Source organism: Streptomyces sp. NPDC003284 (assembly GCF_053589675.1).
In genome coordinates this window covers 79,836-104,971 of the sequence record NZ_JBSFSI010000013.1, presented here as the reverse complement: position 1 = coordinate 104,971, position 25,136 = coordinate 79,836, and the positions used below count along the sequence as shown (strand labels likewise).

The 25,136-nt window shown below is 73.7% G+C and carries 26 protein-coding genes and 1 pseudogene; 16 read left to right on the top strand and 11 right to left on the bottom strand.

The window, feature by feature from the left end; genetic code table 11:
* Positions 1 to 18 precede the first annotated feature (18 nt).
* Positions 19 to 453: a DUF6153 family protein gene (locus ACWDYF_RS25385; protein WP_389471940.1), complete on the bottom strand. Its 435-nt coding sequence runs from the start codon at positions 451 to 453 to the stop codon at positions 19 to 21.
* 98 nt (positions 454 to 551) lie between these two features.
* A complete protein-coding gene (locus ACWDYF_RS25380) occupies positions 552 to 1,190 on the bottom strand; it encodes a DedA family protein (protein WP_389471937.1) in 639 nt (212 codons plus the stop codon).
* A gap of 193 nt (positions 1,191 to 1,383) precedes the next feature.
* Between ACWDYF_RS25380 and ACWDYF_RS25375 the strand changes: the two genes are divergently transcribed.
* The gene (locus tag ACWDYF_RS25375; protein ID WP_381740438.1) at positions 1,384 to 2,133 is read left to right on the top strand and encodes a lysophospholipid acyltransferase family protein; all 750 of its coding nucleotides are present in this window, start codon (positions 1,384 to 1,386) and stop codon (positions 2,131 to 2,133) included.
* Between the two features lie 86 nt (positions 2,134 to 2,219).
* Here the strand turns inward: ACWDYF_RS25375 and ACWDYF_RS25370 are convergent, their stop codons facing one another.
* Both ACWDYF_RS25370 and ACWDYF_RS25365 read right to left on the bottom strand, forming a co-directional pair.
* Positions 2,220 to 3,818 (bottom strand): alpha/beta hydrolase, encoded by a 1,599-nt coding sequence (locus ACWDYF_RS25370; protein ID WP_381740439.1) that lies wholly within the window; start codon positions 3,816 to 3,818, stop codon positions 2,220 to 2,222.
* A 171-nt stretch (positions 3,819 to 3,989) separates the two neighbouring features.
* The gene (locus ACWDYF_RS25365; protein WP_018571107.1) at positions 3,990 to 4,349 is read right to left on the bottom strand and encodes an ANTAR domain-containing protein; all 360 of its coding nucleotides are present in this window, start codon (positions 4,347 to 4,349) and stop codon (positions 3,990 to 3,992) included.
* Positions 4,350 to 5,008: 659 nt separating this feature from the next.
* Between ACWDYF_RS25365 and ACWDYF_RS25360 the strand changes: the two genes are divergently transcribed.
* A complete protein-coding gene (locus tag ACWDYF_RS25360; protein ID WP_064531467.1) occupies positions 5,009 to 5,482 on the top strand; it encodes a C40 family peptidase in 474 nt (157 codons plus the stop codon).
* 88 nt (positions 5,483 to 5,570) lie between these two features.
* Here the strand turns inward: ACWDYF_RS25360 and ACWDYF_RS25355 are convergent, their stop codons facing one another.
* Positions 5,571 to 6,023 (bottom strand): ATP-binding protein, encoded by a 453-nt coding sequence (locus ACWDYF_RS25355; protein ID WP_381740440.1) that lies wholly within the window; start codon positions 6,021 to 6,023, stop codon positions 5,571 to 5,573.
* Between the two features lie 218 nt (positions 6,024 to 6,241).
* On the opposite strand from ACWDYF_RS25355, the gene ACWDYF_RS25350 reads away from it, so the two are divergent.
* Positions 6,242 to 7,111 (top strand): helix-turn-helix domain-containing protein, encoded by an 870-nt coding sequence (locus ACWDYF_RS25350; RefSeq protein ID WP_037895859.1) that lies wholly within the window; start codon positions 6,242 to 6,244, stop codon positions 7,109 to 7,111.
* 28 nt (positions 7,112 to 7,139) lie between these two features.
* Positions 7,140 to 7,370, top strand: a complete 231-nt coding sequence (locus ACWDYF_RS25345; protein ID WP_026253097.1) for a DUF397 domain-containing protein — start codon at positions 7,140 to 7,142, stop codon at positions 7,368 to 7,370.
* Between the two features lie 74 nt (positions 7,371 to 7,444).
* On the opposite strand, the gene ACWDYF_RS25340 is transcribed toward ACWDYF_RS25345, so the two are convergent.
* Complete coding sequence (locus ACWDYF_RS25340) at positions 7,445 to 8,572, bottom strand: 8-amino-7-oxononanoate synthase (protein WP_018571112.1); 1,128 nt, start codon at positions 8,570 to 8,572, stop codon at positions 7,445 to 7,447.
* A gap of 147 nt (positions 8,573 to 8,719) precedes the next feature.
* Here ACWDYF_RS25340 and bioB point away from each other — a divergent pair, with 147 nt between their 5' ends.
* From bioB to bioD, 3 genes are read left to right on the top strand one after another with little or no spacing between them, the layout of a single operon-like run.
* Positions 8,720 to 9,985 (top strand): biotin synthase BioB, encoded by a 1,266-nt coding sequence (bioB, locus tag ACWDYF_RS25335; protein WP_389471929.1) that lies wholly within the window; start codon positions 8,720 to 8,722, stop codon positions 9,983 to 9,985.
* Positions 9,978 to 11,267 (top strand): adenosylmethionine--8-amino-7-oxononanoate transaminase, encoded by a 1,290-nt coding sequence (locus ACWDYF_RS25330; RefSeq protein WP_389471926.1) that lies wholly within the window; start codon positions 9,978 to 9,980, stop codon positions 11,265 to 11,267. The genes bioB and ACWDYF_RS25330 overlap by 8 nt, the downstream gene beginning before the upstream one ends.
* A 1-nt stretch (position 11,268) precedes the next feature.
* Positions 11,269 to 11,997, top strand: a complete 729-nt coding sequence (gene bioD, locus ACWDYF_RS25325; protein WP_381740447.1) for a dethiobiotin synthase — start codon at positions 11,269 to 11,271, stop codon at positions 11,995 to 11,997.
* 153 nt (positions 11,998 to 12,150) lie between these two features.
* Here the strand turns inward: bioD and ACWDYF_RS25320 are convergent, their stop codons facing one another.
* Both ACWDYF_RS25320 and ACWDYF_RS25315 read right to left on the bottom strand, forming a co-directional pair.
* Positions 12,151 to 12,489 carry a fic family toxin-antitoxin system, toxin component gene (locus ACWDYF_RS25320; protein ID WP_381740553.1) on the bottom strand — a complete coding sequence of 113 codons (339 nt, stop codon included), beginning with the start codon at positions 12,487 to 12,489 and terminating at the stop codon, positions 12,151 to 12,153.
* Between the two features lie 40 nt (positions 12,490 to 12,529).
* Positions 12,530 to 12,781, bottom strand: a complete 252-nt coding sequence (locus ACWDYF_RS25315; RefSeq protein ID WP_389471922.1) for a toxin-antitoxin system HicB family antitoxin — start codon at positions 12,779 to 12,781, stop codon at positions 12,530 to 12,532.
* Between the two features lie 185 nt (positions 12,782 to 12,966).
* On the opposite strand from ACWDYF_RS25315, the gene ACWDYF_RS25310 reads away from it, so the two are divergent.
* From ACWDYF_RS25310 to mug, 7 genes are all read left to right on the top strand, one after another.
* Positions 12,967 to 13,851, top strand: coding sequence for an LLM class F420-dependent oxidoreductase (locus ACWDYF_RS25310; RefSeq protein WP_389471920.1), 885 nt, complete (start codon positions 12,967 to 12,969; stop codon positions 13,849 to 13,851).
* A gap of 114 nt (positions 13,852 to 13,965) precedes the next feature.
* Positions 13,966 to 14,400: a GNAT family N-acetyltransferase gene (locus ACWDYF_RS25305; RefSeq protein ID WP_381740451.1), complete on the top strand. Its 435-nt coding sequence runs from the start codon at positions 13,966 to 13,968 to the stop codon at positions 14,398 to 14,400.
* A gap of 167 nt (positions 14,401 to 14,567) precedes the next feature.
* Positions 14,568 to 16,025 (top strand): hemolysin family protein, encoded by a 1,458-nt coding sequence (locus ACWDYF_RS25300; protein ID WP_389471916.1) that lies wholly within the window; start codon positions 14,568 to 14,570, stop codon positions 16,023 to 16,025.
* Positions 16,022 to 17,035 carry a hemolysin family protein gene (locus tag ACWDYF_RS25295; RefSeq protein WP_018571121.1) on the top strand — a complete coding sequence of 338 codons (1,014 nt, stop codon included), beginning with the start codon at positions 16,022 to 16,024 and terminating at the stop codon, positions 17,033 to 17,035. The genes ACWDYF_RS25300 and ACWDYF_RS25295 overlap by 4 nt, the downstream gene beginning before the upstream one ends.
* Before the next feature lie 131 nt (positions 17,036 to 17,166).
* Positions 17,167 to 17,970, top strand: a complete 804-nt coding sequence (locus ACWDYF_RS25290) for an SGNH/GDSL hydrolase family protein (RefSeq protein WP_389471911.1) — start codon at positions 17,167 to 17,169, stop codon at positions 17,968 to 17,970.
* 137 nt (positions 17,971 to 18,107) lie between these two features.
* Positions 18,108 to 19,550, top strand: coding sequence for an adenylosuccinate lyase (gene purB, locus ACWDYF_RS25285; RefSeq protein WP_018571123.1), 1,443 nt, complete (start codon positions 18,108 to 18,110; stop codon positions 19,548 to 19,550).
* Positions 19,547 to 20,113 (top strand): G/U mismatch-specific DNA glycosylase, encoded by a 567-nt coding sequence (mug, locus tag ACWDYF_RS25280; protein WP_389471976.1) that lies wholly within the window; start codon positions 19,547 to 19,549, stop codon positions 20,111 to 20,113. The genes purB and mug overlap by 4 nt, the downstream gene beginning before the upstream one ends.
* A gap of 4 nt (positions 20,114 to 20,117) precedes the next feature.
* On the opposite strand, the gene ACWDYF_RS25275 is transcribed toward mug, so the two are convergent.
* The gene (locus ACWDYF_RS25275) at positions 20,118 to 20,561 is read right to left on the bottom strand and encodes a hypothetical protein (protein WP_389471907.1); all 444 of its coding nucleotides are present in this window, start codon (positions 20,559 to 20,561) and stop codon (positions 20,118 to 20,120) included.
* A gap of 393 nt (positions 20,562 to 20,954) precedes the next feature.
* On the opposite strand from ACWDYF_RS25275, the gene ACWDYF_RS25270 reads away from it, so the two are divergent.
* Positions 20,955 to 22,115, top strand: a complete 1,161-nt coding sequence (locus ACWDYF_RS25270) for an ROK family transcriptional regulator (protein ID WP_381740459.1) — start codon at positions 20,955 to 20,957, stop codon at positions 22,113 to 22,115.
* Between the two features lie 108 nt (positions 22,116 to 22,223).
* Here ACWDYF_RS25270 and ACWDYF_RS25265 read toward each other — a convergent pair whose 3' ends face one another.
* A complete protein-coding gene (locus ACWDYF_RS25265) occupies positions 22,224 to 22,985 on the bottom strand; it encodes a GntR family transcriptional regulator (protein WP_389471902.1) in 762 nt (253 codons plus the stop codon).
* A 396-nt stretch (positions 22,986 to 23,381) separates the two neighbouring features.
* On the opposite strand from ACWDYF_RS25265, the gene ACWDYF_RS25260 reads away from it, so the two are divergent.
* Complete coding sequence (locus ACWDYF_RS25260; protein ID WP_018571128.1) at positions 23,382 to 24,212, top strand: alpha/beta fold hydrolase; 831 nt, start codon at positions 23,382 to 23,384, stop codon at positions 24,210 to 24,212.
* Between the two features lie 525 nt (positions 24,213 to 24,737).
* Here the strand turns inward: ACWDYF_RS25260 and ACWDYF_RS25255 are convergent.
* A pseudogene (locus ACWDYF_RS25255) lies at positions 24,738 to 25,094 on the bottom strand (EamA family transporter); the annotation flags it as partial.
* Positions 25,095 to 25,136: the final 42 nt, after the last annotated feature.

The window sequence follows — 25,136 nt, the reverse complement described above, 5'->3', positions numbered from 1 at the left end:
GATGCCGTGCGGGTGCCTCTAGATCCGCAGGAGCTGGAGTTCGGCGAGATCGGGCGGGGCCCGGCCGTCGGCAGAGGGGGTGAGCGGCCCCGCGGGGAGCATCACCGGGGGCGCGACGGCGGAGAACGGCGCGGGCGGCGGGGCGGACGGCGCGTAGCCCGTCGCCGCACCGGCGGCGGCGCAGGTGCCGTCCGCGTGCTGCATGGGCATGCCGTCCGAGTCCGGGTCGGAGAGGTGACGGCAGGAGTCCCCGGCCCGGTGCACGGGCGCGGCGGCTTCGTGGGCGGCCGGTCTCCCGGGCGCCGCCGTCGTCCCGTGACGGCCCGGCGCGGGCGTCCCGGCGGCGGCGAAGCCGTGCATCGCGAGCACCCCGGCCAGTACGGCCAGGACCAGCAGCGCCCGGCGGGCACGGCGCGCCGCCGAGCGGGTGCGGGCGCGGGTGCCGGACGTCATGGTCACATCGTACGGAGCGGTCGGCCGCGCGGTACGCCGCCCCCGCCGCCGGACGTCGGCGACACCGGGCACCCGGCCCCGGGTACACCGCGCGCCCCTCACTCCGCCTCCGGCTTCCCCCGTTCCGCGCGGCGGCGCAGCAGATGCCGGACGACCAGCGCGGCGACGAGGACGGCGACGGCCACCAGCACCCAGACCTCGTACCGCTTGATCGTGTCGTAGACGGTGTCGATGTGCGTGCCCGCGAAGTAGGCGACGGACACCCACAGGCCCACCCACAGCGCCGCGCCGAGCGCGTTGAAGGCCAGGAAGCGCAGCCAGTGCATCCCGGTGGTGCCGGCGATGATGCCGTTGGCCTGGCGCAGTCCCTCGACGAAGCGCGCCACCGTGACGATCTTGCCGCCGTGCCGGGTGAAGAACCGCTCGGCGGTCTCGAACCGCTTGGGCGTCAGGAAGATGTACCTGCCCCACCGGTGGACGAAGGCCCGCCCGCCGAAATGTCCGATCAGATAGCCGATGTTGTCCCCGATCACCGCGGCGGCGAACGCGATGAGGCCGACGGCCAGGACGTTCAGCTCGCCCGCCCCGGCGTACACACCGGCCGCGAGCAGGATCGTCTCGCCGGGGGCGGGGATCCCGAAGTCCTCCACGAGGACGACACCGCCCACGGCCAGATAACCGTACTGGCTGAGCAGCGGGGCCAGATGCTCCAGCGGACCGGGCAGCGGAGGAGCCATACCGTCCACCGTACGTCGCCCGGCGCACGGAGCCCGGCAGACACCGCGTCCGGCCCGTACGCCGATCCGCGCGTCCGCGAGGGGCGCCGGACTGACCGTGTGTCAGTAAAGTCGAGAGGCCGGGACGACTCCGGCCGGACGCGGTCCGGGGCACCCGCGGCCGCGCGTGGGACCTGCGAGTGAGGGGCGAGCCGTGTTCTACCAGCTGCTCAAGTACGTCCTGCTGGGTCCGCTGCTGAGACTGGCCTTCCGGCCGCGCATCGAGGGTCTCGATCAGGTGCCGGAGACCGGTGCGGCCATCGTCGCGGGCAACCATCTGTCGTTCTCGGACCACTTCCTGATGCCCGCGATCCTCAAGCGGCGCATCACCTTCCTGGCCAAGGCCGAGTACTTCACCGGCCCCGGGCTGAGGGGCCGGCTGACCGCCGCCTTCTTCCGCAGCGCCGGGCAGATCCCGGTGGACCGGTCGGGCAAGGAGGCGGGCCGGGCCGCCATCCGCGAGGGCCTCGGGGTGCTCGGCAGGGGCGAGCTCCTCGGCATCTATCCGGAGGGCACCCGCTCGCACGACGGCCGCCTCTACAAGGGCAAGGTGGGCGTCGCGGTGATGGCGCTCGAAGCGGGCGTGCCGGTGATCCCCTGCGCGATGATCGGCACCTTCGAGGCCCAGCCCCCGGGCCGGCTGGTCCCCCGGCCGCGCCGCGTCGTGATCCGCTTCGGCCGTCCCCTGGACTTCTCCCGCTATGCCGGGATGGAGGAGGAGAAGGCGGTCCTGCGGGCCGTCACCGACGAGATCATGTACGCCATCCTGTCGCTGTCCGGGCAGGAGTACGTCGACCAGTACGCGGCCGTGGCCAAGGCCGGGCCGTCCGCGGCGCCCGCGTCCGCGCGGGACGGGTCACGGGCCCGCGGGGAGCGCAGGTTCCCCCGCTCCCCGCTCACCTGAGAGCGCGGCGGGGCTCCCTCCGGGGCCGGGCACGGCGAAGGGGCGGCCGGGGATCCCGACCGCCCCTCACCGCGTACGGCCGGGTGCTACGGCTTCGGCGTGGCGTGCGGACCGCAGGTCACGTCCGCCCGGTCCACCTTGCCGGTGAGCAGGTAGGTGTCCACCCGCTCGTTGATGCACGGGTTGACCAGACCGGTGACACCGTGGGAGCCCGCGTCCTTCTCGGTGATCAGACGGGAGCCCTTGAAGCGCTGGTGCAGGTCGACGGCGCCGGGGTACGGCGTGGCGGCGTCCCGCGTGGACTGGACGATCAGGACCGGCGGCAGCCCCTTGCCGGTCTTGACGTTCACCGGGGTCTGCTGCTTGACCGGCCAGGTGGCGCACGGCAGGTTCATCCATGCGTTGGACCAGGTCAGGAACGGGTACTGGGCGTTGAGCCGGGTGTTGTCCCGGTCCCACTTGTGCCAGCTGGTCGGCCACTTGGCGTCGGTGCACTCGACGGCCGTGTAGACGGCGTTGCCGTTCTCCGTGGAGATGTTGCCCGCGATGTCGGACATGTCGGGGGCGGCGGCGTCGATCAGCGGCTGGGGGTCACCGGCGAAGTACTTGCTGAACGCCGTCGCCACCGGCACCCAGGAGGAGTCGTAGTACGGCGCGGACTGGAAGAAGCCGAGCAGCTCGGACGGGCCGACGACGCCGCCGAGGGGGTGCTCCTTGGCGGTGGCGCGCAGCTGGAGCCACTTGGCCTGGACGGCGGCGCGGGTGGTGCCGAGGTGGAAGCTGGCGTCGTTCTTCGCGACCCAGTCCTGCCAGTCCTTCCAGCGGCCCTCGAAGGCGATGTCCTGGTTGAGGTTGGCCTCGTACCAGATGTTGTCGCGCGACGGGTCGACGACGCTGTCGACGACGATCCGGCGCACATGGCCCGGGAACAGCGTGCCGTAGACGGCGCCGAGGTAGGTGCCGTAGGAGACGCCCAGGTAGTTGATCTTCTTCTCACCGAGCGCGGCGCGGATGACGTCGAGGTCGCGCGCGGTGTTCGGCGTGGTCATCTGCTGGAGCATGGCGCGGCCGGTGCGCTCCAGGCAGCCCTCGGCGTACTCGCGGGCCAGCTTGCGCTGGGCGCGCTTGTCGGCCTCGGAGCCGGGCACCGGGTCGGCCTTGGGAGCCTTGACGTACTCCTGCGGGTCGGCGCAGGAGATCGGCGTGGAGTGGCCGACGCCGCGCGGGTCGAAGCCGACGAAGTCGTACGCCTTCGCCACGTTCGCCCAGACGGGGTTCTTGGCGGTGACCCGGGTCGGGAAGCGCAGGCCGGAACCGCCCGGTCCGCCCGGGTTGTAGATGAGGGCGCCCTGGCGGTCCTGCCGGGTGCCGGTGTTGCCGATGCGGTCGACGGCGAGCTTGATCTGCTTGCCGTACGGGTGCGCGTAGTCGAGCGGCACCGAGACGTACCCGCACTGGATGGGCTTGGCCAGCCCCCAGTCGGCGGGGCAGTCCTGCCACTGGATACCGGCGTGGGCGGCACGGTCGGCGGCGATCGCCGCGCCGATGGCCTCGCGGTCCTGGCCGTGGCGGCTGTCCGCGCTGGCCGCGGGTGCCGCCACGGCGCCGGCTATCAGGGTCGCCGTGACGAGCGCGCCGGCCGAACCGAGCGCCACCGTCCGGTTCTTCGGTCTGATGACCCTCAAGTGGGACCTCCCCGTACATCGTTGCGAATCGAGTACGGGGGATCCTTCCGGCTGTGAGGCGCCTGAGGACAGGGGTCGTTGACCTTCTTTGCCAATCCGATAACCGGCGTCGGATGTTCCGCTCAGCGGAGACGCGCCCGAGCGCCCGCGCGACAGGGCGCGGGCGCCGCCTCAGGAGTCGCAGCGGTCCGGGGCGCGGCGCGCGGCGTGCCGGCCGAGCGCCCGCCGCAGCTCCTCCAGCTCGGTGTCGGACAGGGCGCCGCCCTGCGCGAACTTCAGGATGTGCTCGGCGACCGTGCGCACCTTCGTGTTCGTCCGCTGGGAGACCTCGCGCAGCACCCGCCAGGCGCTGTCCGGAGGGATGCGGCCCACGGCCACCAGGGCTCCGATGGCCTGGTCGATGACGGCGTGCGAGGTCAGGCCGCGCTGGAGCTGGGCGATCTCCTCGTGCAGCCGCTCGTGCTCCGCCACCAGGTCGGTGACGGACAGCGGCTGGAGCGGATGCCACCTGGACATCGCGAAGAACGCCATGGAGATCCCCTGGGTCGTCGAACGGCCGGAGTCCTCCTCCAGCTTGCTCCCTGCGGGTCGCGCGCACGACCGGAGCCGGGCGGCGACGGACCTCCGTGGCGGGCGGACGGGCGGACGGGCGGCGTCTTCGGCACGGCGCCCGCGCGGGATCGGATCGGACCGAAACGGACCGAACGGGGTACCGCCTTTCGGCGTAGGCACACCACTTTTTTCCAGGGCCGTTCGGGTTGCGGCGCGTGTCCGCCCGGATGGCGGAACGAATTCTTCCGCTCCTGGTCCGGGGCTCGGCCGGGCGGGAGGAAGCGGTTCGAACGGAACGGCATCCACTCGAACGGACGAGTGGTGAGTAACAACACAAAGCACAGGTTCCGTTGGGATTTTCGGACAGCCGTAGGTGAAGATCCCTGTCTGACGACAAGCCCCCGCCGCAGCGGCGGGGCGGTCCGGGCGGACGCCGAGTCCTGCCACCGCCCGGATGCCCGGTCGACGGAAGTGGATCGGCAGGAGTGGAGGACCCGAGCAAGACGGGTCGCCGGAACGGTCGCGCCACGGCCGGGCCGAGCAGCCCTTGGGGTGAAGCCGCCAGCAGGCGGCCGGGCAACTTCGCCAGCCCGAATCCGACAGGTCATCCTTCACAGGCGGCTGACGAAGGGTTGCGCATGACTGCGCTCAATCGTGTCCCGTCGCTCATGGTCCGGGCCGGAACCGCCTCGGCCCTGACGCTCGCCGCCGTCGGCGGCTCGATCGTGGTGCCCGGTGTCGCCTCCGACGCCTCGGCCGCCACCATGGCGACGAAGGCCCTGAACATCGCGGCGTCCAAGAAGGGCGCCCCCTACCAGTGGGGAGCGACGGGGCCGAGGAGGTTCGACTGCTCCGGGCTCACGCTGTACTCCTTCAAGAAGGCCGGCAAGAGCCTGCCGCGTACGGCCGCACAGCAGTACAACAAGTCGCACCACATCTCCTCGAAGAGCCGTCGCGCCGGTGACCTGGTGTTCTTCCACTCCGGTTCGTACGTCTACCACGTCGGGATCTACGCCGGCTCGGGCAAGATCTGGCACGCCCCGAAGACCGGGGACGTGGTGAAACTGGAGAAGATCTGGACCAGGAACGTCTGGTACGGCCGCATCGGCTGACCCGCCCGGGTCGCGGCGCGACGGGACGGGACGGCGGACCGGTGCACCCGCGAACGGGCGGACCGGCGGACCGGCGACGGTCCGTCGGCTACGGCTCGTCCCGGTCCGTGGCCGACGCGGCGCGGACCGGCCACGGCAGTTCCACGCTGACCGTCTTGCCGCCTTCCCGGGTGGGCCGCACGCGCACCCTGCCGCCGTACTCCGCGCTGAGCCACCGGATGATCACCATGCCCCGGCCGTTGTCCTGCTGAACGGCGGCCGGGAGCCGTCTGGGGAAGCGCGGGTGGCTGTCGGTGACGCCGATGCGCACCCGCTCGTCGTGGTCGAGGGCGAGGTGCACGGTGAAGGTGGGCGACCGGCCGAGGGTGTGCTCCACGGCGTTGGTGGCGAGTTCGGAGACGATGAGCCGTACGGTATCGGCGGCGTCCGCGTCCGCGGGCAGGCCCCACTCCGTCAGCGTGCCGACCGCGTAGGCACGGGCGGCCGCGACCGAGGCGGGATCGCTCGGCAGCGTGACGGATGCTTCCAGATGGTCTGCCATGACGACGTCGTCCCTTTCCCACGGGGCCGCGGTCCGACAGGAGCGGAGGGTTTCGAGTACGGTCCCGGACTGGTGCTTCGCCGTCAGGTTGCCACCACCGGACCGGTCACGGGTGGCGATCCACCAAGATATGCATATATCTGTCGCTCGAAGCGGTGAACTCTGCGACGGGCGACCGTATGCGCCGTCGGTCCCGGGAGAAGTCAGGAGCGCGTCCCATGCAGCACGGTCCCGCGGTGCGCCGCCGCAAGCTCGGTGCGGAACTGCGCGCGCTGCGCACCGGCGTGGGGCTCACCAGTGGCGAGGCGGCCCGGCTCGTGGGCTGGCACCAGTCGAAGGTGAGCCGGATCGAGACGGGCGCCAGCGGGGTGAAACCGGCCGATGTGCGCACGCTGCTCGACGCGTACGCGGTCCAGGACGCCCAACTGCGCGAGCTGCTCCTGCTGCTGTCGGGCGCCGACGACGGCCAGGACCGGCCGCACTGGTGGCACGCCTACCGCGGGGTACTGCCGCCGACGTACCGCGACTTCATCAGCCTGGAGTCCCAGGCCAGCGCGATGCGCACCCTGGAGACCTCGGTCGTCCCCGGGCTGCTCCAGACCCCCGCGTACGCCCGCGCGGTGACCCGGGCCGCGGTGGACGGGCTCGACGACGAGCGGCTGGACGCGCTGGTGGAGGTGCGGCTGGCCCGGCAGGGCGTGCTGCGGGCGGTGCCGCCACCGGCCCTGAAGGTGGTGCTGGACGAGGCGGTTCTGCGCCGCGAGGTCGGCGGCCCGGAGGTCATGGCGCACCAGCTGGAGCGGCTGGCCGAGGCGGCGCGGCTGCCCCAGGTGTCCTTGCAGGTCCTGCCGTTCACGGCCGGTGCGCACATCGGCATCACCGGCCCTTTCGTTATCTTCTCTTTTTCGAACACTTCTGATCTGGATGTGGTCGTTCTCGACAACTTGACGAGTAGCCTCCACCTCGAACGGAAAGAAGACCTGGAGGCCTACTCCGAGGCCTTCGACACGCTTCGGTCCCACGCGCTTTCGACCGAGGACTCATTGGACTTCATCGCCGGGATCGCCGGGATACACCAGGACAGGTGACGGCGGGCGACCGCATCAAGGAGGCACCATGTCTGCTCCCCCTCGGAACTTATCCTCCACGACCGATCTGCACGGTGTGCGCTGGCTGCGCAGCAGCTACAGCACGGGGGCGAACAACTGCGTCGAGACGGCCCGTCCGGCCGCGCAGCCCTACGCCGGACTCCTCGCCGTGCGCGACTCCAAGGCTCCGGCCGGGCCCGCGCTGCTCTTCTCCCGCACGAGCTGGGCGCGGTTCACGGCAGCGGCACACCGGATCTGAGCACCGCCGGGGCACCCACCGGGCCCGCCCCGGACCCTCCCGTCCACCGGCGACTCACGGCCGCGTCCGCCGACTCATGGCCGCGTCTCGCCGATCACTCGTACAGCGCGTTCGATCTGCGCCCCGGACAGGTCCGCGCGGGCGGTCAGCCGGAGCCGTGAGATGCCGTCGGGCACGGAAGGAGGCCGGAAACACCCCACGGCCAGGCCCGCCGCACGGCAGTCCGCCGCCCAGCGCACGGCCTGCTCCGGGGACGGCGCGCACACCGAGACGACCGCCGCGTCCGGGCGCACCGCGCGCAGTCCCGCGCCGCTCAGGCGGGCGTGCAGTTCCGCCGCCACCGCCCGCGCCCGCGCCGCGCGCTCCGGCTCGCGGCGCAGCAGCCGCAGCGCGGCCAGGGCCGCCCCCGCCGCCGCGGGGGCGAGCCCGGTGTCGAAGATGAACGTCCGGGCGGTGTTGACCAGGTGATCGATGACCCGGGCGGGCCCGAGCACCGCTCCGCCCTGGCTGCCCAGCGACTTGGACAGGGTGACGGTCACGACCACGTCGTCGGCGCCCGCGAGGCCCGCCGCGTGCGGGGCGCCGCGCCCGCCGTCCCCGAGGACGCCCAGACCGTGGGCGTCGTCGAGGACGAGCCCCGCGCCGTGTTCCCGGCAGACCTCGGCGTGCCGGGCGAGCGGTGCCGCGTCGCCGTCGACGGAGAAGACCGTGTCGGAGACGAGGACGGCCTGCCCGCCGTGCGTGCCGAGCGCCTTGCGCACCGCGTCCGGGTCCGCGTGGGCGACGACCTGGGTGGCGGCGCGGGCCAGCCGGCAGCCGTCGATGAGCGAGGCGTGGTTGCCCGCGTCCGAGACGAGCAGCGAGCCGTGCGGGGCGAGCGCGGTGACCGCGGCGAGGTTGGCCGCGTAGCCGGAGGAGAGGACGAGGGCCGCCTCGAAGCCGCAGAACCGGGCGAGTTCCTCCTCCAGTTCGCGGTGGAGCGCGGTGGTGCCCGTGACCAGCCGGGAGCCGGTGGCTCCTCCGCCCCAGGTGCGGGCCGCCGCCGCCGCGCCCTCGGTGACCTCCGGGTGGCGGGCCAGGCCCAGGTAGTCGTTGCTCGCCAGGTCGAGCAGGGGCGAGTCGGCCGGGCGGGGCCGCAGCGTCCGGACGAGTCCGGCGCGGCGGCGCGCGTCCGCCTGCTCGTCGATCCAGCCGAACGCCATGGCTCCTCCGGGACTTTTGTAGGCAGTGGACAGACACTAGCCGCACGACACGTCACGCACGGTGTGGGGATACCCACACGTGCGACGGCCTCTGTTGTGCACAGTCTCCTTGGCCCCGGGCGGCCCCGTAGGACAGGATCGGCTCTCATGGACCTGCTGAACACGCTGGTGGACAAGGGGCTTCGGCGCGAGACGCCGACCCGCGGGGAAGCTCTGGCCGTGCTGGCCACCTCCGACGACGATCTGCTCGATGTGGTGGCGGCCGCGGGGAAGGTGCGGCGTCACTGGTTCGGCCGACGGGTGAAACTCAACTATCTCGTCAACCTCAAGTCCGGCCTGTGCCCCGAGGACTGCTCGTACTGCTCGCAGCGGCTCGGCTCGAAGGCGGACATCCTCAAGTACACCTGGCTCAAGCCCGGTGACGCGTCCCGGGCCGCGGCGGCCGGGCTGGCCGGCGGGGCCAAGCGGGTCTGCCTGGTGGCCAGCGGGCGCGGCCCGACCGACCGCGACGTGGACCGGGTCTCGGAGACCATCAGAGCGATCAAGGACGAGAACGAGGGCGTCGAGGTGTGCGCCTGCCTCGGGCTGCTCTCCGACGGCCAGGCCGAGCGGCTGCGCGCGGCCGGTGCCGACGCGTACAACCACAACCTCAACACCTCCGAGTCGACGTACGGCGAGATCACCACGACGCACACGTACGCCGACCGGGTGGACACGGTGAACAAGGCGCACGCGGCGGGGCTTTCCGCGTGCTCGGGGCTCATCGCGGGCATGGGCGAGAGCGACGAGGACCTGGTCGACGTGGTCTACGCGCTGCGCGCGCTGGACCCGGACTCGGTGCCGGTCAACTTCCTGATCCCGGTCGAGGGCACCCCGCTGGCCAAGGAGTGGAACCTCACCCCGCAGCGGTGCCTGCGGATCCTCGCGATGGTCCGGTTCGTCTGCCCGGACATCGAGGTCCGCATCGCCGGTGGCCGCGAGGTCCATCTGCGGACCATGCAGCCGCTCGCCCTGCACCTGGCCAACTCGATCTTCCTCGGCGACTATCTGACCACCGAGGGCCAGGCGGGCAAGGCCGACCTGGAGATGATCGCGGACGCGGGCTTCGAGGTGGAGGGCACCGACCAGGTGACCCTGCCGGAGCACCGGCGCGCGGGCGGGTCCGAGGGCGGCTGCGGCTCGCACGAGGGCGCGGGCTGCGGCTCCCACGAGGGCGGCGGGTGCGGTGCGGCCGAGGAGGCCGGCCGCGGGCCGCACGCGGGAGCGGGGTGCGGGTCGCACGAGGGCGGCGGGGTCTGCGGCACGGCGGCTCCGGTCGCCCCGGCGGCGTCGGCGGCCCCGGCCGAGCCGCGCACCGACCTGGTCGCGCTGCGCCACCGCGGCGCCGGTACGGATCTCGCGCCCAATGCCTGATCTGTCCGGACCGGACGTGTCCGCGCTGCTCGCTCTCGACCGGCGGCACGTGTGGCACCCGTACGGACCGATGCCCGGCCGTCAGGAACCGCTCGTCGTGGAGTCGGCGAGCGGGGTGCGGCTGCGGCTCGCCGACGGCTCGGGCGAGCTGGTCGACGGGATGTCCTCGTGGTGGGCGGCGATCCACGGCTACGGCCACCCGGTGCTCGACGAGGCCGTGCGCGGGCAGTTGGCGCGGATGAGCCATGTGATGTTCGGCGGGCTCACGCACGAGCCCGCCGTCCGGCTGGCGAAGCTCCTTGTCGACATGTCGCCCGAGGGACTGGAACATGTCTTCCTGGCCGACTCGGGCTCCGTGTCGGTCGAGGTCGCCGTCAAGATGTGCCTCCAGTACTGGCGTTCGCTCGGCCGCCCCGAGAAGCGGCGGCTGATGACCTGGCGGGGCGGCTACCACGGGGACACCTGGCAGCCGATGTCCGTGTGCGACCCCGAGGGCGGGATGCACGAGCTGTGGGCCGGTGCGCTGCCGCGCCAGCTCTTCGCCGACCCGCCCCCGGCCGTCTACGAGGAGGCGTACGCCGCGCGGCTGCGCGAGATGATCGAGCGGCACGCCGGGGAACTGGCCGCCGTGATCGTCGAGCCGGTGGTGCAGGGCGCGGGCGGGATGCGGTTCCACTCCCCCGCCTATCTGCGGGTGCTGCGCGAGGCGTGCGACGCGCACGGGGTGCTGCTGGTGTTCGACGAGATCGCGACCGGGTTCGGCCGCACCGGCGCGCTCTTCGCGGCGGAGCACGCGGCGGTGACCCCGGACGTAATGTGCCTGGGCAAGGCGCTCACCGGCGGTTATCTGACGATGGCCGCGACGCTGTGCACCGCGCGGGTGGCCGACGGGATCTCGCGGGGCGAGGTCCCGGTGCTGGCGCACGGGCCGACGTTCATGGGCAATCCGCTGGCCGCCGCCGTGGCGTGCGCCTCGATCGAGCTGCTGCTCGGCCAGGACTGGCGCGCCGGGGTCAAGCGGATCGAGGCGGGGCTGCGCGACGGTCTCGCACCGGCCGCGGAGCTCCCGGGCGTGCGGGACGTGCGCGTCCTGGGCGCGATCGGGGTCGTCCAGCTCGACCACCCGGTGGACATGGCGGCGGCGACCCGGGCCGCGGTGCGCGAGGGCGTGTGGCTGCGGCCGTTCCGGGACCTGGTGTACACGATGCCGCCGTACGTCACGGACGACGCGGACCTGGCACGGATCGGCCGCGCGGTGTGCGCGGCGGCGCGGGAGGGATGAGATGCCGGTACTGGTGATCACGGGCACAGGCACGGAGGTCGGCAAGACGGTCACCACGGCGGCCGTCGCGGCGGCGGCGCTGGCGGCCGGCCGGTCGGTGGCCGTGCTGAAGGCCGCGCAGACGGGGGTGGCCCCGGACGAGCGCGGGGACGCCGACGAGGTCGTCCGGCTCGCCGGTGCGGTGACGGCGCGCGAGGTGGCCCGCTATCCGGAGCCGCTGGCTCCCGGGACCGCCGCGCTGCGGGCCGGGCGGGCGCCGGTGCGGCCCGAGGAGGTGGCCGAGGCCGCCGCCAAGCTGGCGACCGAGCACGACCTGGTGCTGGTGGAGGGGGCCGGCGGCCTGCTCGTACGGTTCGACGCCGCGGGCGGGACCCTCGCGGACGCCGCCGGGCTGCTGCGCGCTCCGGTCCTGCTCGTCGCCTCCGCGGGGCTCGGCACGCTCAACACCACCGAGCTGACCGCCCGTGAGCTGCGCCGACGCGGGCTCGATCTGCTCGGCGTGGTGATCGGCAGCTGGCCCGCGCACCCCGATCTCGCCTCCCGCTGCAACGTCGCCGACCTGCCCGAGGTGGCCGGCGCGCCGCTGCTCGGCGCCCTGCCCGAGGGTGCCGGGGCGCTCGCCCCCGCCGATTTCCGCACGGGTGCGCCGCACTGGCTCGCCCCCCGGCTCCTCGGCCGCTGGGAGGCGGCGGCCTTCGGCGCGCGGGAGGCACCGGCGCCGCTCGGGTAGTACGGCCGCGGCCGCCGCGCCGGTGCGCGGCTCCGTGGGGCCGGTGGCCGTCCGCGGCCGCCGGGTCTGCCGGGTCTGCCGGGTCTGCCCACGGTTCCCGGTCAGCGGGTCACGGGGGGGTAGTGGGTCACGGGGGCGGTGGGTCACACGGGGTCACACGCTCCACCGGCGCAGTTCCCGCGCTATCTCCTGCACCGACGCGTCACCGCTCTTGACCAGCCGGGCCAGGTCGCGCACCTGTTCGGGAGAGGTGGCGACCTTCAGACCGCTGGCGACCAGGTAGGCGTACGCCACGGCGGAGGCGAACAGGGCGTTGGAGCGCTCCAGCGCGGGCACGTGGACGAGGAGTTGCAGCAGCGCGGCGGCCCGCGCCTGCGGCGAGTCGTAGACGGGGACGTCGAAGATCTCGGCGCGGTGCCGTGCCACCGCGGCGACGAGGGCGCCCCAGTCGGTGACCTGCGGATCGCCCGGTGTCATGCGTTCGGCGAGCATGAGCAGCCAGGCGAGGTCGACGGTGATGCCGCTCAAGGGCTCAGCGCCGGTCTTCGCCGGTCGTCGCCCGGGGCGGCGTGCCCGCCCCGTCGGACTCCTCGGCGAAGACGGCCTCGTAACTCTTCATGAAGTCGGCGGCGGCCTCCACGAAGGTGCGGCCCACCTCTCCCGTGTCCTGGCGGACCAGTTCCTCGATGTAGCGGTTGACGCTCATGCCGCGGGCGAGGGCGCGTTCGCGGGCGGCGCGGGCCGTGCCCTCGTCCACCCGTACGTTCAGCTGGGTCTTCGCCATACCTCGACGCTAGCGCCGAACCGCTAGCAGCGGCAAGCGCGGTCCCTGGTCCGTGCCCGTCGGCACAAGCCGCTGGCGGCGGGCGCGTACGGATGATGGAATCGCGGCGGGCGTACGCCGCCCCGTCCGGTCCCTCTCACTTCATCTCACGCCCGGCTCATGTCCCGTCCAGCTGAGGAGAGTTCATGCCGCGTCCGTTCCGCTTCGGGGTCAACCTGCTCGATCCGGCGTCCGCCGGTGAGTGGCGCGCCAAGTGCCGCAGGGCCGAAGAACTCGGGTACGACGTGATCCTCGTCCCGGACCATCTCGGCTGGGTCGCGCCGTTCCCGGCCCTGGTGGCGGCGGCCGAGGCGACCGAGCGGCCCCGGCTCGGCACCTTCGTGCTCAACGCGGGCTTCTCCAACCCCGCGCTGCTGGCCCGCGAGGTGGCCACGACGGACGCGCTCACGGACGGCCGTCTCGAACTCGGGCTCGGCACGGGATACGTGCGCGAGGAGCACGAGCGGGCCGGGCTGCCCTGGGGCACGCCGGGCGAGCGCGTCGCCCACCTGCGGCACACCGTCGAGGAGCTGGACCGGCTGCTCGGCTCCCCGGACCACCTGCCGCGAGCGGTGCAGCGGCCCCGGGTCCCGCTGCTGATCGGCGCCAACGGCGACCGGATGCTGCGGCTGGCCGCCGAGCACGCCGACATCGCGGCGTTCACAGGCGCCCGGCCGTCCACGAACGGCGACAAGCTGACCCCGCTGACGGCCGAGGAACTGGACGAGCGGGTGGCGCTGTACCGCACCCACGCGGCGGGGCGCGCGGAACCGGCCGAGCTGAACCTGCTCATCCAGCTCGTCGCCGTCACCGACGACCCCGGGCCGGTCCTCGCGCCGCTGCTGGGGCGGCAGCCGCAGTTGACCCGGGACGGGGCCCTGGCGCTGCCGATCGTGCTGGTGGGCACGCTGGACGAGATCGTCGCGCGGGTGCACGCGCAACGCGAGCGGTTCGGCTTCTCCTATCTGACCGTGCTCGAACCGCACATGGAGGCGTTCGCGCCGGTGCTGGAGGCGCTGCGAGGGCAGTGAGGGCGCGGGGCGCCGGGGCTGCGACGGCAGTGAAGGCGCGGGGCGTCGGGACTGCGGGACGGGACTGCGGGGCGGGGCGGGGCCGTGCGGGCGGGGCCGTGATGTGATCACGCCATGAACGAGCTGCGCATACGCCCCGCGACCGCCGACGACCTCACCGCCGTCCTGGACTTCTGGCGGACGGCCGCGGAGGGCACCAGCATCAGCGACGACCGGGACGGCGTGGCCCGGCTGATCGGCCGCGACCCCGAGGCGCTGCTGCTGGCGGAGGACTCCGGCGAGCTGGTCGGCACCGTGATCGCGGGCTTCGACGGCTGGCGCTGCCATCTGTACCGGCTCGCGGTGCGTCCCGACCGGCGGCGCCGGGGCATCGGCTCGGCGCTGCTCGCCGCCGCCGAGGAACGGTTCGCCCGGCTCGGCGGTCGGCGCGCCGACGCGATGGTGCTCACCGGCAACGAGCGCGCGCACCACGCCTGGCGTGCGGCCGGCTACGCGCCGGAGGAGCACTGGCGGCGCTGGGTGAAGCCGCTGGACGGTCACGAAAAGTGATACGACCGGCACGGAGAAGGTATTTTTGCCCGTCCTTTACCATGGAGGGACACTCGTTCCTCCATGAAAGGTTGTGAGCGTCCGTCCATGGGCGAGCCTCCCAGTAGCATCGCGCACCACCGAGCGGTCCCCCGCGCCCTGTCCGACCATGGGAGGGGGGTGACCCGATGACCGAAGTGCTGCTTCTGCTCGTGGCGGTCCTGCTGTCCCTGGCCTGCGGTGCCTTCGTCGCCGCCGAGTTCTCGCTCACCACCGTCGAGCGCGGCGCGCTGGAGCGGGCGGCGGAGCGCGGTGAGCGCGGCGCCGCCAGTGCGCTCAAGGCCGTACGGAACCTGACCTTCCAGCTGTCCGGCGCCCAGCTCGGCATCACCGTCACCAACCTGGTGGTCGGCATGCTCGCCGAGCCGTCGATCGCCGCACTGCTGGCCGGTCCGTTCCAGTCGCTCGGCGTGTCGCGGTCGGTGGCGACCTCGGTGGCGCTGGTCGTGGGCACCGCGCTGTCCACGGTGTTCCTGATGGTCGTCGGCGAGCTGGTGCCCAAGAACTGGGCGATCTCCGCGCCGCTCACCGTGGCCCGGCACGTCGCGACCCCGCAGCGCTGGTTCAGCGCCGCCTTCCGCCCGTTCATCACCCACCTCAACAACACGGCCAACCGCGTGGTGCGCCGGTTCGGGGTGGAGCCCGCCGAGGAGCTGGCCTCCGCGCGCGGCCCGCAGGAACTGGCGGCGCTGGCCCGGCACTCGGCCAAGGAGGGCGCCCTGGAGGCGGACACCGCCGAGCTGTTCGTCCGCACCCTCAACCTCGCCGACCTCACCGCGGAGAACGTGATGACACCGCGCGTCCAGGTCGTCGCCCTGGAGTCCCGGGCCACCTGCGAGGACGTGGCGAACGCGACCCGGGCCACCGGCCTGTCCCGCTTCCCCGTCTACCGCGGCAACCTCGACTCCGTGGTGGGCACGGCCCACGTCAAGGACGTCCTCGCGGTGCCCGCCGAGCGGCGGACCCGCGTACGGGTCTCCGAGATCATGCGCGAGCCGATGCTCGTGCCCGAGTCGCTGACCGTGGACCGGCTGCTGGACCGGCTGTCGGGGCGGCGGACGATGGCGGTCGTCATCGACGAGTACGGCGGCACGGCGGGCGTGGCCACGCTGGAGGACATCGTCGAGGAGGTCGTCGGCGAGGTGCGCGACGAGCACGACCCGCACGAGACGCCCGACCTCGCCCCCGCCGGGGCCGACGAGGAGGGCCGCGCCCTGTACTCGGCCGACGGCTCCGCGCGCGTGGACCAACTGGCCCGCGTCGGCTGGCGCGCGCCCGACGGGCCCTACGAGACCCTCGCCGGTCTCGTCGCCGCGGAACTGGGCCGGATACCGGAGACCGGTGACGTCCTGGAGGTCGCCGGGTGGAGGCTGGAGGTGACGGACGCGAGCGGGCGGCGGGCGGCCCGGGTGCTGCTGCACGCGCCGCTCGACGACGCGGACCTCGACACGGCCCCGGAGCGCGCCGGGCGCCGGGCCGTCCGGCGCGGCGACGGGCCGGACACGAGGAGCGCGCGGGACACACAGGACGTGCAGGACAGGCAGGACGAGCAGGACGAGCAGGACGGGAAGAGGGCCAGCCGGTGACCGCCGTACAGATTCTGATCGGTCTGGCGACCCTCGTCGTCAACGCCTTCTTCGTGGGCGCCGAGTTCGCGCTGATCTCGGTGCGCCGCAGCCAGGTCGAGCCGTACGCCGAGCAGGGCGACCGGCGCGCCAGGAGCGTGCTGTGGGGCCTGGAGCACGTGTCCGCGCTGCTCGCGGCGGCCCAGCTCGGCATCACCCTGTGCACGCTGGTCCTCGGTGTGGTCGCCGAGCCCGCCATCGCGCATCTGCTGGAGCCCGTGTTCCACGCGGTGGGTGTACCGGCCGGCGCGGGACACGCCGTGTCCTTCGTGATCGCGCTGGCGCTGGCCACCTATCTGCACATGCTGCTCGGCGAGATGGTGCCGAAGAACGTCGCCCTCGCAGAGCCGGTGCGCAGCGCGCTGCTGCTCGGCCCGCCGCTGGTCGCGCTGTCCCGCGCCCTGCGCCCGGTGATCTTCACGGTGAACACGTTCGCCAACGTCCTGCTCAAGCTGTTGCGGGTGGAGGCCAAGAACGAGGTCTCGGCGACCTTCACGGACGCGGAGCTGGCCCAGATCGTCAAAGACGCCGGGCAGGCCGGTCTCATCGACGACCGGGCGCAGGAGCGCCTGCACGACGCGCTGGAGCTGGGCAGCCGGCCGGTGCGCGACGTCGTGCTGCCGCTGGAGCAGGTCGTCTACGCGCGGGTGGGGGTCACCCCGGAGCAGTTGGAGCGGCTGACGGCGGAGTCCGGGTTCTCGCGTTTCCCGGTGGTCGACGAGGGCCGCCGGATCATCGGTTATCTGCATGTGAAGGACGCGCTGGACGCCTCGCCGCGCTCCGAGCCGTTCCGGCCGGGTGACATGCGGCCCATCGCCCGGGTCAGGGAGAGCACCCCGCTGGACGACGTGCTCACGGCGATGCGCGGCAGCCGGACGCACCTGGCTGCCGTGCTCGGCTCGGACGGGCGGCTGGCCGGTCTGGTGACGATGGAGGACGTGCTGCGGGAACTGTTCGGGCAGCCTGCCTGAGCGGCCGCCCCGTCCGGCCCGGCACCGGACGGCCACACCCGGGCCGCGGGGAGGTCACGGCCGGGGGGGTGCCGGGGCCGGACCGACCGCTTGGTATGCGGCCGGTCCGGCGGGATACCATCGCTGACGCCATGCAGACGAATCCCACGTACTCCAGTCTGGTCGCGGTCGGCGACTCCTTCACCGAGGGCATGTCGGACCTGCTGCCCGACGGTTCCTACCGGGGCTGGGCCGACCTCCTGGCGGCCCGGATGGCGGCCCGCACCCCCGGCTTCCGGTACGCCAACCTCGCCGTGCGGGGCAAGCTCATCGGGCAGATCGTCGACGAGCAGGTCGAGGTGGCCGCCGCCATGCGGGCGGACGTGGTCACCCTGGTCGGCGGGCTCAACGACACCCTGCGGCCCAAGTGCGACATGGGCCGGGTGCGGGGCCTGCTCACGGAGGCGGTGGAGCGGCTGGCGCCGTCGTGCGAGCGGCTGGTGCTGATGCGCAGCCCCGGCCGCCGGGGTCCCGTCCTGGAGCGGTTCCGGCCGCGCATGGAGGAGCTGTACGCCTGCGTCGACGAGCTGGCGGCGCGGCACGGCGCGGTCGTCGTCGACCTGTACGGCGCCCCCTCCCTGGCCGATCCGCGGCTGTGGGGCGTGGACCGGCTGCACCTGACCGGCGAGGGGCATCGCCGGGTCGCGGAGGCGGTGTGGCAGGCGCTCGGCCACGAACCGGAGGACCCCGAGTGGCACACGCCGCCACCGGCGACCGCGCCGCCGGGCTGGCTGGACCGCCGGATCGCGGACGCCCGCTTCACCCGGGAGCACCTGCTGCCCTGGATAGGCAGGCGGCTGACCGGCCGCTCCTCCGGTGACGGCCGCCCGGCCAAGCGCCCCGAGCTGCTGCCCTGGCCGGAGCTTGCCCCGGCCCGGCCCCCGGCGGACGCGTAGTCGGCGGACGGCCGCGCCGCTCCCGGCCCGCGTCGTATCGTCCCGCACCGTCCCGCACCGTGTTTCGTGCTTTCGTAGGTTCCGACGAACACCCCTGTGGCGCTGGCCTGCACGAACCGCCAGTAGAATCCGTACACGTGACTTCCGCTCCCGCCAAGCCCCGCATTCCGAACGTCCTCGCCGGACGTTACGCCTCCGCCGAGCTCGCCACGCTCTGGTCGCCCGAGCAGAAGGTGAGGCTGGAGCGGCAGCTCTGGCTCGCCGTGCTGCGCGCCCAGAAGGACCTCGGCATCGAGGTGCCGGACGCGGCCGTCGCCGACTACGAGCGCGTCCTGGACCAGGTCGACCTGGCGTCGATCGCCGAGCGCGAGAAGGTCACCCGGCACGACGTGAAGGCCCGCATCGAGGAGTTCAACGACCTCGCCGGGCACGAGCACGTGCACAAGGGCATGACCTCCCGCGACCTCACGGAGAACGTGGAGCAGCTACAGATCCGGCTCTCCCTCGAGCTGGTGCGCGACCGTACGGTGGCGGTGCTCGCGCGGCTGGGCAAGCTGGCGGCCGAGTACGGGGAGCTGGTCATGGCCGGCCGCTCGCACAACGTCGCCGCGCAGGCCACCACGCTCGGCAAGCGGTTCGCCACCGCGGCCGACGAGCTGCTGGTGGCGCACGGACGGATCGAGGAACTGCTCGGCCGCTACCCGCTGCGCGGCATCAAGGGCCCGGTGGGCACCGCCCAGGACATGCTGGACCTGCTCGGCGGCGACGCCTCGAAGCTGGCGGAGCTGGAGCAGCGGATCGCCGCCCACCTGGGCTTCGGCCGGGCCTTCACCTCGGTCGGCCAGGTCTACCCGCGCTCCCTGGACTACGAGGTCGTCACCGCGCTGGTGCAGCTCGCGGCGGCGCCGTCCTCGCTGGCGAAGACGATCCGGCTGATGGCCGGGCACGAGCTGGTCACCGAGGGCTTCAAGCCCGGCCAGGTCGGTTCTTCGGCGATGCCGCACAAGATGAACACCCGCTCCTGCGAGCGCGTCAACGGCCTCATGGTGATCCTGCGCGGCTACGCGTCGATGACCGGCGAGCTGGCGGGCGACCAGTGGAACGAGGGCGACGTCTCCTGCTCCGTGGTGCGCCGGGTCGCCCTGCCGGACGCGTTCTTCGCGCTGGACGGGCTGCTGGAGACCTTCCTGACGGTGCTCGACGAGTTCGGCGCCTTCCCCGCGGTGGTCGCCCGGGAGCTGGACCGCTACCTTCCGTTCCTGGCCACCACCAAGGTGCTGATGGGCGCGGTGCGGGCCGGTGTCGGCCGCGAGGTCGCCCACGAGGCCATCAAGGAGAACGCCGTCGCCACCGCGCTCGCCATGCGCGAGCAGGGCGCCGAGCGCAACGACCTGCTCGACAAGCTGGCCGCCGACGAGCGCCTGCCGCTGGACCGCGCCCGGCTCGACGAGCTGATGGCGGACAAGCTGTCCTTCACCGGTGCCGCCGCCGACCAGGTCGGCGCGGTCGTCGCCCGGATCGGGGAGATCGTCGAGAAGCACCCGGAGGCCGCCGCCTACGCCCCGGGGGCGATCCTCTGACCCGCCCCACCCCGGCCCAGCTGGAGGCCGCCCGCGACCGCCTCGTACCGGACGTGGTCGCGGACGGCCTCAGTGTGCTCTTCTGCGGCATCAACCCCGGCCTCACCACCGCCGTCACGGGGCACCACTTCGCCCGCCCCGGCAACCGGTTCTGGCCGGTGCTGCACCGCTCCGGTTTCACCCCGCGGCTGCTGGCCCCCGCCGAGCAGGCCGAGCTGCTCACGTACCGGCTCGGCATCACCAACGTGGTCGCCCGGCCCACGGCGCGGGCGGACGAGCTGACCGCCGAGGAGTACCGCGAGGGCGGGCGGCTGCTGGAGCGGAAGGTGGCCCGGCTGCGACCCCGCTGGCTGGCCGTGGTCGGCGTCACCGCGTACCGCGCGGCCTTCGCCGACCGGGGCGCGCGCATCGGGCCACAGGAGCGGACGATCAGCTCCGCGCGCGTCTGGGTGCTGCCCAATCCCAGCGGTCTGAACGCGCACTGGACGGCGGAGACGATGGCCGAGGAGTACGCCAGGCTGCGGGAGGCCGCCGGGAGCTCCGAGGTCGCGGGGACCGCCTGACGGATCACGGCGGGTCCCGGTCGGTGACGACCGCGAGCAGTTGGAACGGCAGTTCGCGGTCCCACTGGGACACGCCGAGGGCTATCCACCGGCCGGTCTCGTGGGACCACCACAGCCGGACGTCCGGCACATGTCCGCTGAGCGAGGCCCACGGCTCCCCCGGCGCCTCGCCCCGCACGGTCCGCTCGAAGACACCGTAGAGGCTGAACTCCTGCGGGGCGCCCCACCGCTCGGTCAACCGCTCCCCCAACCCGTCCAGCTCGCACGCGAACTGCTCCGCCGTCTCCTCCCAGCGGGTGCTGTCGTCCTCCCAGAAGTCGTCGCTCGTCTCCAACTCGGCCGTCAGGAAGCCGGGTCCGGCCGGACCGGCGTCCGTCCGGCCGGGCTCGGCGGGGAACTCCCCGGAGCACAGCCGGTCGATCACGGCGAGAGCCTTCGCGATGTCCATGCGTTCCAGTAAAGCGGGCACCACTGACAACTGGCGGGGCGTCAGGGTGAGGCCGGCCGCGGGACGGGCGTCGACGGCCCGTGAGGAGGGGCGGGACGGCGGCGGGGCAGCGGTCGGCGCCGCGGTGCGAGTGACGGGTGGGGCGTCGCGGGTGCGGGTAGCGGGTGACGGGTGACGGGTGACAAGACCGTGGTCCGGGTGACGGACGGCGGGTGTCGGGGGCGTCGCGGGCGGGGACGCGGTCCGGATTTTTGGGGGCCGGAGGCGGCTTCCGGCGCGGCACGGGCGGGCCGTCCGGCCGGGCGCAGCGCGCCCGTCGTCCCCGGCACTCGCTGCCCCGGCCCGCGCCGAGTACGATCCGCCCAACACGCGCACGAGCTGGGAGGAAGGACGTTGGGGCGGCTGACCGGCGGGGATCCCTCGCTGCTGCGAAGGATCAATTCCGCGGTGGTGCTGCACGCGCTGCGTGCCGCGGACTGCGCGACGCTCACGGAGATCACCCGGGTGACCGGGCTGTCCCGGCCCACGGTCGAAGGCGTCGTCGAGGACCTCATGGAGGCGGGACTCGTCGCCGAGAAGGCCGCCGAGGAGGGCGCCGCACGCCGTCAGGGACGGCCCGCGCGGCGCTACCGGTTCCGTGCCGAGGCGGGGCATCTGCTCGGCCTGGAGATCGGCCCCCACCGCGTGGCGGCGCTCCTGTCCGACCTCGACGGGCGGGTGCTCGGCGCCCAGGCCAAGGAGGTCGGCGAGACGGCGGACGCGGACGAGCGCCTGGAGCGGCTGCGCACCGCGGTCGCCGAGCTGCTGCGCCGGGCCGGTGTCCCGCGCAGCTCCCTGCGGGCCGTGGGGGTGGGCACGCCCGGGATCGTCGAGGCGGGCGGCATCGTCCGGCTGGGCACCGCGCTGCCCGGCTGGACGGGGCTGAACCTGGGCGAGCGGCTCAGCCGCTCCTTCCGGTGCCCGGTGCTGGTCGAGAACGACGCCAACGCCGCGGCGGTCGCCGAGCACTGGAAGGGCGCCGCCACCGACTCCGACGACGTGGTGTTCGTGCTGGCCGGGCTGAGTCCGGGCGCCGGTTCGCTGATCGGCGGCCGACTGCACCGCGGGTTCGGCGGCGCGGCCGGCGAGATCGGCGCGCTGCACCTGCTGGGCCGGGGCGTCACGCCCGAGACGCTGCTGTCGACCACGGACCAGCCGCTGCACCCCCTGGACGAGCAGGCGGTGGCGGCGGTGTTCGCCCAGGCCCGCAAGGGCGACCAGCAGGCGGTGGCGGCCATGGACCGCTTCATCCAGCGGCTGGTCCACGACGTGGCGGCGCTGGTGCTGGCGCTGGACCCGGAGCTGGTGGTCGTCGGCGGCTGGGCGGCCGGACTGGACGGTGTGCTGGAGCCGCTGCGCGGCGAGCTGGCCCGCTACTGCCTGCGTACGCCGCAGGTGACCCTGTCGATGCTCGGTGAGGCGGCCGTGGCGACGGGCGCCCTGCGGCTGGCCCTCGACCATGTCGAGGAGGAGCTGTTCGCGGTGGAGAGCAAGGTGGCGGCGGCCCGGCACTGAGGACGGACGCGGGCGGCGGCCGCCGCCCCGCGCACCGCGATTCGGCCGGGCGGGGCCGGGGCAGGCCCGCGCCCGCGGATCTGTCGGCCGGCGCCGGGCCGGCCGGGGTCAGGAGGCCTGGCGCTCGGGCCTGTGGTGGATCTCCACACCGCCGGAGTCCCCGAAGGTGAGGCGGCAGGTGTCGGCCCGGTAGGTGGCCACGGAGAGCGCGGCGGTGCGGCCCTCGGCGATGAAACGCGTGGTGACGACGAGCACCGGGGCACCGGGCAGCCGGTCCAGCTCCTTGGCGTCGTCGGCGCGGGCTGAGCCCAGCTCGACGGCCTGCTCCTGGCCCTCCAGCTCCAGGTGCTGGAGCTCGCGCAGCACCGCACGCGCGCGTGCCGCCCCGGAGGGCGCGTCGATCGCGGTCAGGCCGGGCATCGAGGACGCCGGGATGTAGAGCAGCTCGGCGGCGACCGGCTGGCCCTGGCTCACCCGGGACCGGCGCACCGTGTGCACGGGCTGGTCGCGGTCGGTCTCCAGGGCGTCGGCGACGGCCGCGGGCGGTGCCGCCTGGACGCAGTCCACGGGGTGCCAGGCGTCGTCCGCCGCGCCGGGCCAGGCGTGCTGCTCGGTGCCCACGGCCACGCCCACGCGGGGCGGCGCGACGGTGGTGCCGACACCGCGGCGGCGCTGGAGCCTGCCTTCCAGCTCCAGCTGTTCCAGAGCCTGGCGCAGGGTCGCGCGGGCCACGCCGAAACGGGCTGCCAGCTCCCGTTCGTTGGGCAGGATCTCGCCGACCGAGAACTCGGAGTCCAGTGCCTCACTGAGGACGGTCCTCAGGTGCCAGTACTTCGGCTCCGGCACCGATTCCAGCTGCGTGGTCCCCACCCTGTCCTCCGCAATCGCCGTGGTCCGGCGGCGTTTTAGCGCCCTTGTTTATTAAAGGTTGTTGTACTTCTCTGCGACCATAGGGCTGCCGCCGATCCTTGGTCAAGACCAATCATCGGCCGCTTATGGAGAAGACGGCTGTCACGCGGTAAGCGTTCATGTGACGTTCGCACAAGCCGTCATTCGTGACATGACGGCAAAACCCCCGTCGCAGGGACGGGGGTCACCAGGGGCGTGCCACACAGGGCTCTTCACAGGGGTGCCGCCGCCGAGGGGGCACTGTCGGCGCGGCGACCAGGAACCGCACACCAGGGGCTACCCGCCGGTAGTAATTGCTGACAAGCTGTCTACCCAGCGTCCGCCGGCGATTGCCGAGATTCCCGACGAGGAGCACCCATGTCCGCCACCGTCTCCTTCCCGGTCCCCTCCCCGCACGGCCCGCGGACCGTGACCCTGTCCTACGCGCGCGTGGGCGACGGTGAGCCGCTGCTCCTGCTGCACGGCATAGGCCACCACCGCCAGGCGTGGGACCCGGTGATCCACCTGCTGGCGGGCGAGCGGGACGTCGTCTCCGTGGACCTGCCCGGCTTCGGCGCCTCGCCCGCCCTGCCGGACGGGCTGCGGCACGACCTGCCGACGATGAACGCCGCCCTCGGGGCCCTGTGCGAGACCCTGGAGATCGACCGGCCCCATGTGGCGGGCAACTCCCTGGGCGGTCTGCTCGCCCTGGAGATGGGCCGCGAGAAGCTCGCGCGGTCCGTCACGGCCCTCTCCCCCGCCGGGTTCTGGACCGAGGCCGAGCGCCGCTACGCCTTCGGCGTCCTCCAGGGGATGCGGGCCGTCGCACGGCGCACACCGCTGCCGCTGGTCGAACGGCTCTCCCGCACCGCGGCCGGACGCACCGTCCTGACGAGCACCATCTACGCCCGTCCGGGCCGCCGGTCACCCGAGTCGGTGGTCGCCGAGACGCTGGCCCTGGCGCGGGCCACCGGGTTCGAGGAGACCCTCCGTGCGGGCATCGGGGTCCGCTTCGCTGACGACATCCCGGACATCCCCGTCACCGTGGCCTGGGGCAGCAAGGACCGCCTGCTGATCCCCCGGCAGGGCGTGCGCGCCAAGCAGACCGTCACGCGGGCCCGGCTGGTGCGGCTGCCCGGCTGCGGGCACGTCCCGATGAACGACGACCCGGCGCTCGTCGCGCGCGTGCTGCTCGACGGCAGCCGCTGAGCGCCGCCCGGCCCGTCGCAGCGCCCCGGACCCCATGGCGACCCCCGCGCCCACGAGGGCGCTGCCCGCCGCCTGGGCCGCCCCGTAGGAACCGGTGCCGACGAGGGGCGCGGAGCAGGCGGCGGCGACCGGGATGAGCCCGGAGAAGAGGGTGGCGCGCTCGGCGCCGAGCCGCTGCATGCCCATGTACCAGCACACGAAGCCGACGACCGTCACGACCGCCGCCTGCCACAGCAGCGCGGCGGTCTCGCCCGTGTCCGGGCGCCGCAGCCACGCCGTGCCGTCGAGCACCACCCCCACGGCGGCCGCCTCCACGGCGGCGACGCCGCACACCACGGCCGACAGCAGCCGCGGCCCGAGCGGAGCCAGCACCGGCACGGCGAGGACCGCGAAGCCCACCTCCCCGGCCAGCGCCCCGGCGGAGAAGGCGATCCCGGCGCCGTCGGTCCGCCCCCAGCCCTGCACCGTCAGGGCCCCGGCGGCGACCAGCGACGCCCCGTACAGCACGGCCCGCTGCGGACGGCGTCCCTCCAGGAGAGGGACGAGGACGGCGACGACCACCGGGGCGCAGCCCACGAGGACACCGGGCACCGCCGGTTCGGCGGAGCGCTCGGCGGCGATGACGGCCAGGTTGAAGCCGACCATGCCCACCGCGGCGAGCAGCGCCAGCCGGGCCCACTGCCGCGGCGCGAGCACCCGCAGCCGCGCCCGCGCGCCGCGTCCGGCGAGCGGCAGGAGCAGCAGGCAGGCCAGGCCGTAGCGCAGGAACTGGCCGCCCGCGTAGGGGTAGTGGCCGAGGACGCTGTTGGCGGTGAAGGATCCTCCGACGAGGACGCAGGCGAGCGCGGCGAGCAGGGCACCGCGCGAGGTGGTGGCGTTCATGACGGCGACGCTAGGCAGCGCGGCGGTCCGGTTTAAGGTCCA

Excerpts from the sequence above, each read along its gene's own strand:
- ACWDYF_RS25310 (WP_389471920.1), top strand. The coding sequence starts at position 12,967 with ATGCCGCGTCCGTTCCGCTTCGGGGTCAACCTGCTCGATCCGGCGTCC.
- ACWDYF_RS25300 (WP_389471916.1), top strand. The coding sequence starts at position 14,568 with ATGACCGAAGTGCTGCTTCTGCTCGTGGCGGTCCTGCTGTCCCTGGCC.
- ACWDYF_RS25290 (WP_389471911.1), top strand. The coding sequence starts at position 17,167 with ATGCAGACGAATCCCACGTACTCCAGTCTGGTCGCGGTCGGCGACTCC.
- ACWDYF_RS25360 (WP_064531467.1), top strand. The coding sequence starts at position 5,009 with ATGACTGCGCTCAATCGTGTCCCGTCGCTCATGGTCCGGGCCGGAACC.
- ACWDYF_RS25340 (WP_018571112.1), bottom strand. The coding sequence starts at position 8,572 with ATGGCGTTCGGCTGGATCGACGAGCAGGCGGACGCGCGCCGCCGCGCC.
- ACWDYF_RS25260 (WP_018571128.1), top strand. The coding sequence starts at position 23,382 with ATGTCCGCCACCGTCTCCTTCCCGGTCCCCTCCCCGCACGGCCCGCGG.
- ACWDYF_RS25330 (WP_389471926.1), top strand. The coding sequence starts at position 9,978 with ATGCCTGATCTGTCCGGACCGGACGTGTCCGCGCTGCTCGCTCTCGAC.
- ACWDYF_RS25320 (WP_381740553.1), bottom strand. The coding sequence starts at position 12,489 with ATGCTCGCCGAACGCATGACACCGGGCGATCCGCAGGTCACCGACTGG.
- ACWDYF_RS25350 (WP_037895859.1), top strand. The coding sequence starts at position 6,242 with ATGCAGCACGGTCCCGCGGTGCGCCGCCGCAAGCTCGGTGCGGAACTG.
- bioD (WP_381740447.1), top strand. The coding sequence starts at position 11,269 with ATGCCGGTACTGGTGATCACGGGCACAGGCACGGAGGTCGGCAAGACG.
- ACWDYF_RS25355 (WP_381740440.1), bottom strand. The coding sequence starts at position 6,023 with ATGGCAGACCATCTGGAAGCATCCGTCACGCTGCCGAGCGATCCCGCC.
- ACWDYF_RS25315 (WP_389471922.1), bottom strand. The coding sequence starts at position 12,781 with ATGGCGAAGACCCAGCTGAACGTACGGGTGGACGAGGGCACGGCCCGC.
- ACWDYF_RS25345 (WP_026253097.1), top strand. The coding sequence starts at position 7,140 with ATGTCTGCTCCCCCTCGGAACTTATCCTCCACGACCGATCTGCACGGT.
- bioB (WP_389471929.1), top strand. The coding sequence starts at position 8,720 with ATGGACCTGCTGAACACGCTGGTGGACAAGGGGCTTCGGCGCGAGACG.
- ACWDYF_RS25385 (WP_389471940.1), bottom strand. The coding sequence starts at position 453 with ATGACGTCCGGCACCCGCGCCCGCACCCGCTCGGCGGCGCGCCGTGCC.
- ACWDYF_RS25275 (WP_389471907.1), bottom strand. The coding sequence starts at position 20,561 with ATGGACATCGCGAAGGCTCTCGCCGTGATCGACCGGCTGTGCTCCGGG.
- ACWDYF_RS25365 (WP_018571107.1), bottom strand. The coding sequence starts at position 4,349 with ATGGCGTTCTTCGCGATGTCCAGGTGGCATCCGCTCCAGCCGCTGTCC.
- ACWDYF_RS25380 (WP_389471937.1), bottom strand. The coding sequence starts at position 1,190 with ATGGCTCCTCCGCTGCCCGGTCCGCTGGAGCATCTGGCCCCGCTGCTC.
- ACWDYF_RS25305 (WP_381740451.1), top strand. The coding sequence starts at position 13,966 with ATGAACGAGCTGCGCATACGCCCCGCGACCGCCGACGACCTCACCGCC.